We start from the raw sequence: 14,451 nt of genomic DNA, 5'->3' as shown, positions 1-14,451 counted from the left end.
AGATATTAAAAAGCCTTTCTGAAATAGAGAGGCTTTTTCTTTATATTTGTTTAGTATGAACGAAAACCTAGATCCAACAAACGAAAATTTCACGCCAGAAGAGCTGGATGTTGAAAAGAAATTAAGACCCTTATCTTTTGAAGATTTTACTGGTCAAGATCAAGTATTGGAAAACCTTCAGGTCTTTGTTAAAGCAGCTAATTTGCGTAACGAAGCATTAGATCATACACTATTTCATGGGCCTCCTGGATTAGGGAAAACAACTTTAGCACATATTTTATCTAACGAGCTTAATGTTGGTATCAAAGTAACTTCAGGACCTGTGTTGGATAAACCAGGTGATTTGGCTGGTTTGTTAACCAATCTAGAAGAGCGTGATGTACTGTTCATTGATGAAATTCATAGATTGAGTCCCATTGTTGAAGAGTACCTTTACTCTGCAATGGAAGACTACAAAATTGATATTATGATTGAGTCTGGACCCAATGCAAGAACAGTACAAATCAATCTTAATCCGTTTACACTAGTTGGTGCAACCACTCGTTCAGGATTATTAACTTCTCCTATGCGTGCGCGTTTTGGTATTAGTAGTAGGTTACAATATTATAATACCGAATTATTAACAACCATTGTACAACGTAGTGCATCAATATTAAACGTGCCAATTTCTATGGAAGCTGCCGTAGAAATTGCAGGTAGAAGTAGAGGAACCCCTAGAATTGCCAATGCTTTATTACGAAGAGTTAGAGACTTTGCTCAAATAAAAGGTAATGGAACAATTGACATTAAAATTGCACGATTTGCTTTAGAAGCGTTAAATGTGGATGCGCATGGACTCGATGAAATGGATAACAAAATTCTATCCACTATCATTGATAAGTTTAAAGGTGGACCAGTTGGTATCACTACTTTGGCTACTGCAGTAAGTGAAAGTGCCGAAACTATTGAAGAAGTTTACGAACCCTTCCTTATTCAACAAGGATTTATAATGCGTACACCAAGAGGACGAGAAGTGACTGAACAAGCCTATAAACACCTTGGAAGAGTAAAAGGCAATATACAAGGTGGTTTATTTTAGATGAGTGTTGTAAAAAACATACCAGAGGTTTCAACCTTTACTTTTTTAAGGCAAGCAATATCTATACTTAATAATCCGCTACCATTTCATCATAAAAACTTTGAGCGTTATGGAGACACATTTAAACTAAATGTAGGACCCAAAAGTTATGCTATATTTTCTCGTGATGCTGAACTAGCTGAATATGTATTGCAGAAAAACTGGAAGAACTATAAAAAATCACCTATTCAAACTAAAGATCTTGCAAAGTATTTAGGTCAAGGATTACTCACAGCCGAAGGTGATCATTGGCGGACACAACGAAAACTTATTCAACCAGCATTTCATAAAAAGCACATTGAACATTTACTAACAGTCATAAAACAAACTATTGTAGATGAATTAACATCAATTGAACCTAATAAGGATATTGATGTTTTACCAATGTTTAGCAATTTAGCGTTTAAAGTAGTTGTAAAGGCATTGTTTAGCAATGCAGCATCTGACAGTGAAATCAAACTACTCCAAGATGTAACCGAAGAAAATCAAGAAATGTTAGTGAAAGAATTAAGACAACCTTACTTGGCTTGGTATTTTAAACATTTCGGAATTATTGAAAAACACTTATCTCGCTCAAAAGATTCAAGAGATGTTTTGCAAACTATTATTGATAAGCGTAGGAATTCTTCCGTAGAGTATAACGATTTGTTAGATATGCTCTTGCAGACACGTTATGACGATGGCTCTCAAATGAGTGACGAACAACTTATAGATGAGATTTTGGTTTTGTTTGTTGCAGGACATGAAACAACAGCAAATGCCCTAAGCTTTGCAGTACAATTATTAGCACAACATCCTAACTGGCAAACAAAAGTAGTATCGCAGTATAAACAAATATTAGGGCTACATGATACAGATATAATGTCTGCAATTGCTATGTCAGCTTATGCTAAACAAGTGGTTGAAGAAACTTTAAGACTGTATCCACCAGCATACTTTATAGATCGTGTTAATATTGAAGATGATAGTTTTAAAACCTATCAGTTTAAAAAAGAGAGTAGTATTTTATTATCTATTATAGAAATTCATAAACACAAAGACCTGTGGGAAAATCCAGAGGAGTTTAATCCTAATCGTTTTTCTCCTGAAAAAGCTAAAAGCTACTCCTCACAGTATTTTCCTTTTGGAGCAGGACCAAGAAAATGTATAGGAAATAATTTTGCTATGTATGAAATGATTATAGCCATTTCAGAAGTATTACTTAGGTTTGAAATTCTTCCAACTAAAGATACTATTGAAATAAACCCATTAATAACGCTTAAGCCTAAAAATGCCATTGTTAGGCTTCAACCTAGAGCTTAATGAACAGCCAAACTTCAAAATACACAAAGCTTATAAAAGAGGAATCTAAAAGGCTAGGTTTTTTATCGTGTGGTATAAGTAAAGCAGAATTTTTAGAAGAAGAAGCATCTCGTCTTGAGAAATGGTTAAACGCTAATATGCATGGTGAAATGCGTTATATGGAAAATCATTTTGACAAACGTTTAGACCCAACAAAACTAGTGGATGGTTCTAAAAGTGTAGTATCATTACTACTTAATTATTTCCCTTCCCAAACTCAAAACACCGAAAGCTATAAATTGTCAAAATATGCTTATGGAACTGATTACCATTTTGTAATAAAAGATAAATTAAAACAACTATTACAATTCATTCAAGACGAAATAGGTGAAGTATCAGGACGTGCCTTTGTAGATTCAGCACCAGTTTTAGATAAGGCTTGGGCAGCAAAAAGTGGATTAGGTTGGATAGGTAAACACAGCAATTTACTAACCCAAAAAGTAGGCTCGTTTTATTTTATTGCTGAATTAATTATCGATTTAGAATTAGATTACGATACACCAACTACAGACCATTGTGGGAGCTGTACTGCCTGTATAGATGCTTGCCCAACAGAAGCCATTGTAAAACCATATGTGGTAGATGGCAGTAAATGTATTTCGTATTTAACCATTGAGTTAAAAGATAATATACCATCAGACTTTAAGAATAAAACTGACGATTGGATGTTTGGTTGCGATGTGTGTCAAGATGTTTGTCCATGGAATAGATTTTCAAAACCTCACAATGAACCATTGTTTAATCCACATCCAGAACTATTAGAAATGACCAAGAAGGATTGGGATGAAATTACAGAAGACACTTTTAAAAAGGTGTTTAAAAAATCAGCAGTAAAACGCACCAAGTATTCAGGACTTACACGAAATATTAAGTTTTTGAAAGATTAGAGTTTCATAGAAAGGATTACTACATTTGTAAATTCATATTAATCCAATTTTTATATGAGTAAACAAAGCAAACGTCGTGAGGCTTTGGTGTATCACGCCAAACCAACTCCAGGAAAAATAAAGGTTGTACCTACCAAAAAATATGCAAGCCAAAGAGATTTGTCATTAGCATATTCACCAGGTGTTGCAGAGCCTTGTCTTGAAATTGCAAAAGATAAAAACAACGTTTATAAATATACTACTAAAGGTAACCTTGTTGCCGTAATCTCTAATGGGACAGCGGTTTTAGGACTTGGTAATATTGGTCCTGAGGCTTCTAAACCTGTTATGGAAGGTAAAGGGTTACTGTTTAAAATATTTGCCGATATTGATGTATTTGATATTGAGGTAGACACCGAAAATATTGAAGAGTTTATTGAAACGGTTAAAAATATTGCACCAACCTTTGGAGGTATTAACCTTGAAGATATCAAAGCTCCCGAAGCCTTTGAAATTGAACGTCGTTTAAAAGAGGAGTTAGATATTCCTGTAATGCACGACGACCAGCATGGAACAGCTATTATTTCTGCTGCAGCATTAATAAATGCATTGGAGTTAGCAGAAAAGAATATTGAAGATGTTAAAATAGTTATTAGTGGAGCAGGAGCTGCTGCAATATCATGTTCGCGTTTATACCAATCGTGTGGTGCAAATCTTGAAAATATGGTAATGCTAGATAGTAAAGGTGTTATCAGAAAAGACAGAGAAAACCTTACCAAAGAAAAAGCTGAGTTTGCTACGCACAGGAAAATTGACACCTTAGAAGAAGCAATGAAAGATGCTGATGTGTTTATAGGACTGTCTACGTCTAACATCGTAACTCCCGAAATGCTTAAGTCTATGGCAAAAGACCCAATAGTTTTTGCTATGGCTAATCCAGATCCTGAAATTGCTTACGATTTAGCAATAGCTACTAGAGATGATATAATTATGGCTACAGGACGTAGCGATCATCCTAATCAGGTAAATAATGTACTTGGCTTCCCTTTTATTTTTAGAGGAGCTCTAGATGTAAGAGCTACCAAGATTAATGAAGAAATGAAAATGGCTGCTGTGCTTGCATTAGCACGTTTAGCAAAGGAGTCAGTGCCTGAGCAAGTTAATATAGCCTACGGAGAAACGCACTTAACTTTTGGTAAAGAATATATCATTCCAAAACCTTTTGACCCAAGATTAATTGGCGAAGTTCCTCCTGCTGTGGCAAAAGCAGCTATGGAAAGTGGAGTTGCTCAAGAGTCTATCGATGATTGGGATAAATACAAAGAGTCACTATTAGAGCGTTTAGGAGCAGATAATAAGATTGTACGTTTACTTGTCAATAGAGCAAAACTAAACCCAAAACGAGTGGTATTTGCTGAAGCTGACCAGCTAGATGTATTAAAAGCTGCTCAAATAGTTTATGATGAAGGAATTGCACATCCTATTTTATTAGGAAGACGAGATGAAATTGAAAAACTTAAAGAAGAAATTGAGTTTGATGCTGATGTTCCAATTATCGACCCTAAGTCAGATGAAGAGTTAGAGCGAAAAAATAAATATGCCGAAGTCTATTGGCAACAACGTAAACGACGTGGTGTTACATTATATTCTTCTCAAAAAATCATGCGTGAGCGAAACTATTTTGCAGCAATGATGGTTAATACAGGAGATGCTGATGCTTTAATTTCTGGGTACTCCAGAAGTTATCCTTCAGTAGTAAAACCTATGTTAGAGCTTATAGGTTTAGCTAAGGGAGCATCGAGAGTAGCGACTACTAACTTAATGATGACACAACGTGGACCAATGTTTTTAAGTGATACCTCAATAAATATTGATCCATCATCTAAAGACTTAGCTAAAATAGCTCAAATGACTTCCAAAGTGGTAAAAATGTTTGGTATGGAGCCAGTAATGGCAATGGTGTCGTATGCCAATTTTGGTTCGTCAACAAATGAGCGTGCATCAAAAGTAAGAGAAGCAGTGTCTTATTTGCATCGTTACTATCCTGATATGATTGTAGATGGAGAATTGCAAACCGATTTTGCTTTAAACAGTGAGATGCTACAAGATATCTTTCCGTTTTCAAAATTAGCAGGTAGAAAAGTAAATACACTCATTTTTCCAAATTTAGACTCTGCAAACATCACCTATAAACTGCTTAAAGAGCTTAATAAAGCGGACTCAATAGGACCGATAATGATGGGAATGCGTAAGCCTGTTCATATCTTACAATTGGATGCAAGTGTAGATGAAATTGTAAACATGACAGCTATTGCGGTAATTGATGCTCAGCAAAAAGAAAAGTGGGAGTTAGAAAACCAATCGACCAAGTAGATTTGTAATGCAAATAATTTTATTACATTTGAGAGGTTAATTAAGGATTAGTTAATGATTACACATATTCAAGGGAAACTTGTAGAGAAAAACCCAACTGATGTTACGATAGACTGTAATGGAGTGGGCTATTTGCTTAATATTTCGCTACACACGTTTTCTCAAATTCCAGATAAAGAGCATCTTAAGTTATACACGCATCTTCAGGTTAAAGAAGATTCGCACACGCTTTTTGGATTTTCATCATTAGCTGAACGTGAAATTTTCAGATTACTTATATCGGTAAGTGGTATAGGAGCTAGTACTGCACGTACTATGTTGTCTTCGTTAACACCCAAACAAGTTAGAGAAGGAATAGCTATGGAAGATGTGGCTCTAATTCAATCTATAAAGGGTATTGGAGCCAAAACAGCTCAACGAGTTATTTTGGATTTAAAAGATAAAATTTTGAAAGTGTATGATATTGACGAACTTTCGGCCCCAAAAAGCAATACAAACAAAGATGAAGCGTTATCTGCTTTAGAAGTTCTAGGATTTGCTAAAAAACAGTCTGAAAGAGTTGTAGATAAAATTATATCTAATCAGCCAGATGCAAGCATTGAAGCAATTATAAAAGAGGCTTTAAAAAATTTATAATCAATTTGAGGACAACTAACTATACTTTTAAACCGACATTATTACAATACCTGCTTTTTAGTTTAGCTATGCTGTGCAGCACTTTTGCGTTTTCCCAAGAAGATGCTGAAGAATCTGATACTACAAAAACAGGGTATGCCTTAGGAAATATAAAAATGCCAAATCCTAACAGCATTGTTTCAAAGTATACATACGATCCTTTAACTGACAGATACATTTACACTGAAAAAGTAGGCGATTTCAATATCAATTATCCAATTATTCTAACACCTGCTGAATATCAAAGATTAGTAATACAAGAGCAGTTAAGAAACTACTACAAACAAAAAATTGATGCTGCTGAAGGTAAAAAGGAAGGGACTGAAGAAGAACAAAAAAACTTATTACCAGAGTTTTATGTAGACTCAGGTTTTTTTGAAACTATTTTTGGAGGTAATACCATTGAGGTAGTTCCTCAAGGTTCGGTTGAAATGGACTTAGGAGTATTGTTTACAAAGCAAGATAACCCTTCATTTTCACCAAGAAACAGAAGTAATTTCACCTTTGATTTTGACCAACGTATAAGTTTAAGTTTATTAGGTAAAGTAGGTACAAGATTACAGGTAACTGCAAATTATGATACCGAGTCAACATTTGATTTTCAAAACTTAATCAAGTTAGAATATACACCAACCGAAGATGATATTGTAAGAAAAATTGAAGTTGGTAACGTTAGTATGCCGCTTAATAGTTCATTAATTACTGGAGCGCAAAGTTTATTTGGTGTAAAAACCGAACTTCAATTTGGTAAAACAAGAGTTACAGCAGTGTTTTCTGAACAGAAATCACAGTCGCAGTCAGTAGTAGCCCAAGGAGGAGGAACACTCGAGGAGTTCTCGTTTTTTGCTAGAGACTATGACGAAAACCGACACTTTTTCCTTTCGCAATATTTTAGGGAAACGTATGATGCGTCTATGATGCGTTACCCATACATAAATAATAATATTCAAATTACTAGAATAGAGGTTTGGGTAACTAACCGAAGCAATCAAACTGATAACGTAAGAAACATTGCTGCTTTTCAGGATTTAGGAGAGTCTGAAATTGTCGGTTCTGGTGTAAACATACTAAACCCAGGCGCACTGCCTGATAACAGTAATAATGGTTTTGACCCGACAAATATAGGTGGAGCTGGTTCTAACCTTAATGATTTAGTAAGAGATATTACCACTGTAGAGCAAGGTATTAATATTCCAGCAAACGAAGGTTTTGACTTTGGAAAGTTAGAAAACGCACGTAAGTTAGAAGAAGGGTATGACTATACGCTAAACACACAATTGGGTTACATCTCATTAAATCAAAGGTTGCTAAACGATGAAGTGTTAGCAGTTGCCTTCCAATATACTGTAGGAGGTCAAGTATACCAAGTTGGTGAATTTGCTAACGATGGTGTTGAAGCTACTGGAGTAACAACTGATACAGGTTCAGGAAACCAAGTAGTTAGTAACAATAGCTTGGTTTTAAAAATGCTTAAAAGTGCAATTACTAGTGTTGAGGAACCTATATGGGACTTAATGATGAAGAACGTGTATGACACTGGCGCTTTTCAATTAAGTCAAGAGGATTTCAAATTAAACATTTTTTATACTGAAGCCTCTCCTGTTAACTACATTTTACCAGTTGAAGGAACAGCTTTTCCGTTGTATGATAACAATACAACCGATCCAACAGACGATTCAGTTATTAACGAAACACCTTTAATTAGACTATTTCACTTAGATCGACTTAATTACAATAATGACCCACAATTGCATGGTGATGGGTTCTTTGATTTTGTTGAAGGTCAAACTGTTTTAATGCAAAACGGAAAAATAATATTCACTAAGGTAGAGCCATTTGGTAAATACCTATTTGATGTGTTAGACGACCCAAGTAACCCTGGTGACTACGATGCTGATATCTATACCAACGCCAACCAAGAAAAGTATGTGTATGATATTCTTTATAAGAAGACTAAAACTGCTGCTTTAGATGAAATTGAAAAGAATAAATTCCAGATTAAGGGAAGTTATAAATCATCAGGAGGTGATGGTATTCCTCTAGGAGCATTTAATGTGCCAAGAGGTTCTGTAGTAGTAACTGCTGGAGGACGTACACTAGTTGAAGGTATTGATTACACAGTAAATTATCAATTAGGACGTGTTCAAATTTTAGATGAAGCACTTAAAGCATCTAACACTCCTATTAATGTATCTGTTGAAAACAATGCGGTGTTTGGTCAGCAAACAAGACGTTTTGCAGGTGTAAATGTAGAACACCAGTTTAATGAGAATTTTGTGTTGGGAGCAACCTTTTTAAATTTAAGTGAACGACCAATAACACAAAAAGCAAACTACAATACTGAACCTATAAACAATACCATTTTTGGATTTAATGGGAATTATTCAACCGAAGTTCCATTCTTTACAAGATTAGTAAATAAACTTCCAAATATCGATACTGATGTGCCTTCTAATTTATCAGTTAGAGGAGAGTTTGCTTATTTAGCTCCAGGAGCTCCAAAAGGAACCGACTTTAACAATGAAGCTACAGCTTATGTTGATGATTTTGAAGGTACTCAAGGAGCAATAGATTTACTATCACCTCAATCATGGTTTTTATCGAGTAGACCAAGAACTGTAAATGGAGCTGCTGAAAACGATCCTATAAACGCACCAGGTTTAGAAAATGGTTTTGATAGAGCCTTTTTAAACTGGTATACAATTGACCCAATTTTTTACAGTAGTCAAAGACCAAGTGGTATTTCAGATGATGATGTGTCAAACTTATACTCAAGACGTGTTTTCATTGACGAAGTGTTTCCTCAGGTTGATATTGTACAAGGTCAAAGTACCATTATTAATACATTGGATTTAAGATATTATCCAACCGAAAGAGGACCATACAATTTTGATCCTTCAACATCTGATGGAACAATTGATAACCCAGCACAAGCTTGGGCAGGAATTACCAGACAAATAACTTCAACCGATTTTGAACAAGCCAATGTAGAGTATATTGAGTTTTGGGTGCAAGATCCATTTTTAGATAACGAAAACAGTACAGGAGGAAAGCTCTATTTCAACTTAGGAAATATCTCTGAAGATATTTTAAAAGATGGTAAAAAGCAGTATGAAAATGGACTTCCTGAAAATGGTGATGTATCAGCATTATTAAACTCAGGAACCGATTGGGCTGTGCCACAAAACCAATCATTAATCTATACGTTTTCAACTCTAGGGCAAGAAAGAACAAACCAAGATGTTGGTTATGATGGATTTGATGATGCTGAAGAAGCGCAACAATTTCCTGCATTTGCTGGATTAGAAGATCCTTCAAATGATAACTATACCTATTTCTTAAATACATCAGGAGATATTTTTGAGCGTTACAAGAAGTACAATGGTACACAAGGAAACTCTCCTGAAACCTTTACTGAAACAAACAGAGGTTCTACAACACAACCAGATGTTGAAGATATCAATAGAGACAATACAATGAATACTATTGATAGTTATTATGAGTATGAAATTGATATTACTCCTGCGAGTTTAGTTGCAACTAATGAGCAAATCAATGATATAAAAACAAGAGATGTTGTATTGCCAAATGGAGATACAAGAGAAGTAAAATGGTATCAGTTTAGAATTCCAATTTCTGAGCCAACTTCAGCGGTAGGAGGAATTACAGATATTAGATCTGTACGTTTTGCAAGAATGTATCTTAACGGATTTACTGAAACTACAACATTGCGTTTTGCAACTCTAGATCTTGTACGTAGTGATTGGAGACGTTACACATTAGATTTAGATAACGACTCAAACAATAACAGTGCTAACCCTGAGTTTAGTGTTGGTATAGTTGGTTTGCAAGAAAACGAAGGAAACTATGTGTTGCCTCCAGGAGTTGAGTTAGAACAGTTAAATAACAATAACAATATCATTAGACAAAATGAGCAATCATTAGTTTTAAATATTTGTAATTTAGAACCAACCGATTCTAAAGGAGTTTTCAAGAACATAAATGTTGACATGCGTCAGTATAAAAAACTGCGTATGTTTATGCACGCCCAAGATGGAGAAAGTGGAACTTTAGATGATGAAGAATTAGTTGGGTTTATTAGAATGGGTAATGACTTAACTCAAAACTTCTACCAAATTGAAGTGCCTTTAAAAGTATCAACAGGAAGTGTGTCGCCTACTGATGTTTGGCCTGAAGAAAATGAAATTAATATTCAGTTATCAGTACTTCAAGAAATAAAATCAAGAGGAATTTCAGCACAAACATTAAGTAACCTTGACCCTACATTCTACGATGTTATAAATGGAGAGTTAAGTGCAGATCCTGTTACTGAATTTTCACCACATACTTTAGGTCAACAGCGTGTGGCAATTAAAGGTAATCCTAACTTTGGAGATATTAGAGTGTTGATGGTTGGTGTTAAAAACATCAACCCTAACGAAGATGTTTGTGGAGAGGTTTGGGTAAATGAATTGCGTTTATCTGATTTAGAAAACGAAGGTGGTTGGGCAGCTATTGCTAGTGTTGATACCAATTTTGCAGATTTTGCAAACATTAGTGCAACAGGAAGACAGAGTACTTCAGGATTTGGTTCGGTTGAGCAACGTCCTAATGAGCGTAGTAGAGAAGATGTGCAACAGTATGATGTAGTTACCAATGTTCAGCTTGGTCAATTATTACCTAAAAAATGGGGAATTCAAATTCCATTTAATTATGCTCAGAGTGAAGAGCTTATTACACCAAAATACGACCAGTATTATAATGACCTTACGCTAGAGTCAAGAATAGATGCTGCAGAAACTGAAGAAGAGCGTGAGCAAATTAGAGTACAATCAGAAAATTACACTAAGCGTAAGAGTATTAACTTTATTGGTGTTAAAAAGCAACGTTCAGCTGAAGCTAAACCACATTTTTATGATGTTGAAAATTTAACGTTCAACTATTCATACAACAAAGTTGAGCATAGAGATTTTGAAATTGAAAGATCTTTAGACCAAAACATTAGAGCAGGTGTTAACTACAACTACAGTTTTACACCAAAACCTATTGAACCTTTTAAAAAGAACGATTCATTATTTAGAGGGAAATACTGGAAGATACTTAAAGATTTCAATTTTAATGTGTTACCAACAACATTCTCTGTTAATACTGATATTATTAGACAATTCAACAAGCAAAAGTTTAGAGATGTTGAATTGGGAGGAGATAACATAGGAATTGAAGAGTTATTTAGAAGAAATTACACGTTCAACTTCCAATACGCTATTAACTATAATATCACTAATGGTTTGAATTTAAACTTTAGTGCTGCAAACAAAAATATTGTAAGAAACTATTTTATTGATGACCAAATTAACGGAAGTCAAGACCCAACTCTAGATGTTTGGGATGGTTTCTTTGATCTTGGAGATCCAAATATTCAAGCACAGGATTTACAGATTAACTATGACATTCCATTGTATAAAATACCAACATTTAGTTTCTTAAAGGCAACGTATTCTTATACAGCAAATTTCCAGTGGCAAAAGGGTTCTGATCTTAATACCGATTTTGAGTATACTGATGATAACGATGTAACTAGAACCTATAATTTAGGGAACTCAGTACAAAATGCAAATACCCACTCTATAAATTCTACATTAAATATGGAGAATTTATATAGATATGTAGGTTTGGTTAAAAAACCAACTCGTACAAGAGCAAGAACTAGAGCGACACCTGCAGCAATAGGAAAAGATGGCAAACCAGCCCAAAATCAAAGAAATAATAGTTCTACTTCTAAAGCTGGAGCAGGAACCAAAATACTAAACGCTGGAATTGATCTTTTAACGAGTATAAAACGTATTCAAATAAATTATACTGAAAATAACGGAACATTCTTACCAGGTTATTTAAGAACACCAGGATTTGTAGGAACACTTAAGCCTACGTTTGGATATACCTTTGGTAGTCAAAGAGACATTAGAGATGTAGTTGCAAGAAACGGGTGGCTTACTGTATTCCCAGAGTTTAACCAACAGTATATGGCTACTACCAATAAAATATTGGATTTAGCAGCCAATATGGAACCTATTAATGATTTAAAAATTGACTTTACTGGAAGTAGGACTTACTCTGAAAGTATGACTGAGAATTTTAGAGTTGAAGATTTAGATAATGATGGAGAGTTAGACTATAATTCATTAATTCAAAATTCATATGGTAACTTTAATATTTCTACAGCATTAATTAAAACAGCGTTTAGTAAGAGTGACGAAAATCAATCAGAAGCTTTTGATAATTTTAGAGAAAACAGACTTGTAATAGCTAATAGATTGGCGAGAAACTTTTATGGTAACTCAACTTATGATGTAGATGATGAAGGTTATCCATTAGGATTTGGTAAAAATAGTCAAGCTGTATTATTACCAGCATTCTTATCGGCATATCAAGGTACTAATCCTGATAATATTAAACTAGGAGCGTTTAGAGATGTTCCAATTCCAAACTGGCAGTTAAAGTATACAGGTTTCATGAAGTTTAACTGGTTTAAAAAGCGCTTTAAACGTTTTTCTGTAACGCATGGTTATAGGTCTAGTTATACAATCAATCAGTTTAGAACTAACCTAGACTATCAAGCTGCTGACCCAACTATGGATTATGCTAACCAAGATCCAAATGTGTTAGACCAATCAGGAAACTTCAAGAATAGAACAGTATTTAGTAATATAAACTTAGAAGAACAATTCAGTCCGTTAGTAAGAGTGGATTTTGAAATGAAAAACTCAATAAAAATACTAGCCGAAATTAAAAAAGACAGAGTACTGTCATTAAGTTTTGATAACAATCTACTTACTGAAATTCAAGGTAAAGAATACATTATTGGTTTAGGGTATAGAATAAAAGATGTTAGAATACGCTCTAAACTTGCAGGACCAAAACAAATTATTAAAAGTGATTTAAATATGTCGGCAGATATCTCAATAAGAGATAATAAAACCATAATTAGATATTTAGATTTAGATAATAATCAAATTACTTCAGGTCAAACCATATTAGGGTTTAAGTACAATGCAGATTATGCGTTTAGTAAAAACCTAACAGGAATATTCTATTTTGATTATACGTTTTCTGAGTATGCTATTTCTACAGCATTTCCACAAACCACAATACGATCTGGTATTACTCTAAGGTATAATTTTGGTAACTAGACATATAAAGGCTGTTAATAAAAAATAAGAGAAAACACCTGAAATTCTTTATTTAAAAAATTACATTTGCTGTAATTAATATTTTTATACAAGATGAATATACCATCAGATTTAAAGTACACTAAAGACCACGAGTGGGTTAAAATTGAAGGCGATGTAGTAACTGTAGGAATTACAGACTTTGCTCAAGGCGAATTAGGAGATATTGTTTATGTTGAAGTTGAAACTTTAGACGAAACTCTAGAAGCCGAAGAAATTTTTGGAACAGTTGAAGCTGTAAAAACAGTTTCTGATTTGTTCTTACCTGTATCAGGAGAAATCATTGAATTTAATGAAGCTTTAGAAGACCAACCGGAAACAGTAAATACTGATCCTTATGGAGACGGTTGGATGATAAAAGTAAAGTGTTCAGACGTTTCTCAATTCGATAATTTAATGTCTGCCGAAGATTATAAAACACTAATAGGTGCTTAAAAAATTCGCATTAATTTTATTTGGCGGTTACGTTATAGCTTTAACAATACTTAGCCTTATAAATGTTAATGGATTACCAAGCTTAGGCTCATCAATGGATGATAAGTTTTATCACATCGCAGCCTATGTTGTGTTTACCTTACTTTGTTTTAATTACCTACGCACATTAAGCCTTAACTATAAAATAGGTGTAACAATTGTTGTGGGAGTAATTTATGGCATTATAATTGAGGTATTACAAAATACAATTACAACTTTAAGAACATTAGATTTTTATGATGTAGCAGCCAATACAATTGGTATCCTAATAGGAGTAGTCATTATAAAGTCTAGTAAAAGCTTAAAGTTAAAATAAAAAAATCACTTGCTTTTTTAACAATTAATTGGTTATTTTAGCAATCCTTTTAAACCTTTT

The 14,451-nt window shown here is 34.1% G+C and carries 8 protein-coding genes; all 8 read left to right on the top strand.

Annotation, left to right across the window (positions count from 1 at the left end; all coding sequences use genetic code 11):
* Window positions 1-55 precede the first annotated feature (55 nt).
* Window positions 56-1,078: a Holliday junction branch migration DNA helicase RuvB gene (gene ruvB, locus OD803_RS09560; RefSeq protein ID WP_129760964.1), complete on the top strand. Its 1,023-nt coding sequence runs from the start codon at window positions 56-58 to the stop codon at window positions 1,076-1,078.
* Window positions 1,079-2,419 carry a cytochrome P450 gene (locus tag OD803_RS09555; protein WP_262733248.1) on the top strand — a complete coding sequence of 447 codons (1,341 nt, stop codon included), beginning with the start codon at window positions 1,079-1,081 and terminating at the stop codon, window positions 2,417-2,419.
* Window positions 2,419-3,345 carry a tRNA epoxyqueuosine(34) reductase QueG gene (gene queG, locus OD803_RS09550; protein WP_262733247.1) on the top strand — a complete coding sequence of 309 codons (927 nt, stop codon included), beginning with the start codon at window positions 2,419-2,421 and terminating at the stop codon, window positions 3,343-3,345. The genes OD803_RS09555 and queG overlap by 1 nt, the downstream gene beginning before the upstream one ends.
* Before the next feature lie 54 nt (window positions 3,346-3,399).
* On the top strand, window positions 3,400-5,697 hold the full coding sequence (locus OD803_RS09545) for an NADP-dependent malic enzyme (protein WP_134200704.1): 2,298 nt from the start codon (window positions 3,400-3,402) through the stop codon (window positions 5,695-5,697).
* 54 nt (window positions 5,698-5,751) lie between these two features.
* Window positions 5,752-6,333: a Holliday junction branch migration protein RuvA gene (gene ruvA, locus OD803_RS09540; RefSeq protein ID WP_129760968.1), complete on the top strand. Its 582-nt coding sequence runs from the start codon at window positions 5,752-5,754 to the stop codon at window positions 6,331-6,333.
* Between the two features lie 5 nt (window positions 6,334-6,338).
* On the top strand, window positions 6,339-13,562 hold the full coding sequence (gene sov / locus OD803_RS09535) for a T9SS outer membrane translocon Sov/SprA (protein WP_442899861.1): 7,224 nt from the start codon (window positions 6,339-6,341) through the stop codon (window positions 13,560-13,562).
* A 93-nt stretch (window positions 13,563-13,655) separates the two neighbouring features.
* A complete protein-coding gene (gcvH, locus tag OD803_RS09530; protein WP_129760969.1) occupies window positions 13,656-14,036 on the top strand; it encodes a glycine cleavage system protein GcvH in 381 nt (126 codons plus the stop codon).
* Window positions 14,029-14,391, top strand: coding sequence for a VanZ family protein (locus tag OD803_RS09525; RefSeq protein WP_262733245.1), 363 nt, complete (start codon window positions 14,029-14,031; stop codon window positions 14,389-14,391). The genes gcvH and OD803_RS09525 overlap by 8 nt, the downstream gene beginning before the upstream one ends.
* The last annotated feature ends 60 nt before the right edge of the window (window positions 14,392-14,451 follow it).

Origin of the sequence: Gaetbulibacter sp. NE, from assembly GCF_025548475.1 — a bacterium.
In the GTDB taxonomy this organism is placed as follows: domain Bacteria; phylum Bacteroidota; class Bacteroidia; order Flavobacteriales; family Flavobacteriaceae; genus Gaetbulibacter_B; species Gaetbulibacter_B jejuensis.
Note: the sequence above shows the minus strand (reverse complement) of the source record. Positions and strands in the feature narration are given on the sequence as shown.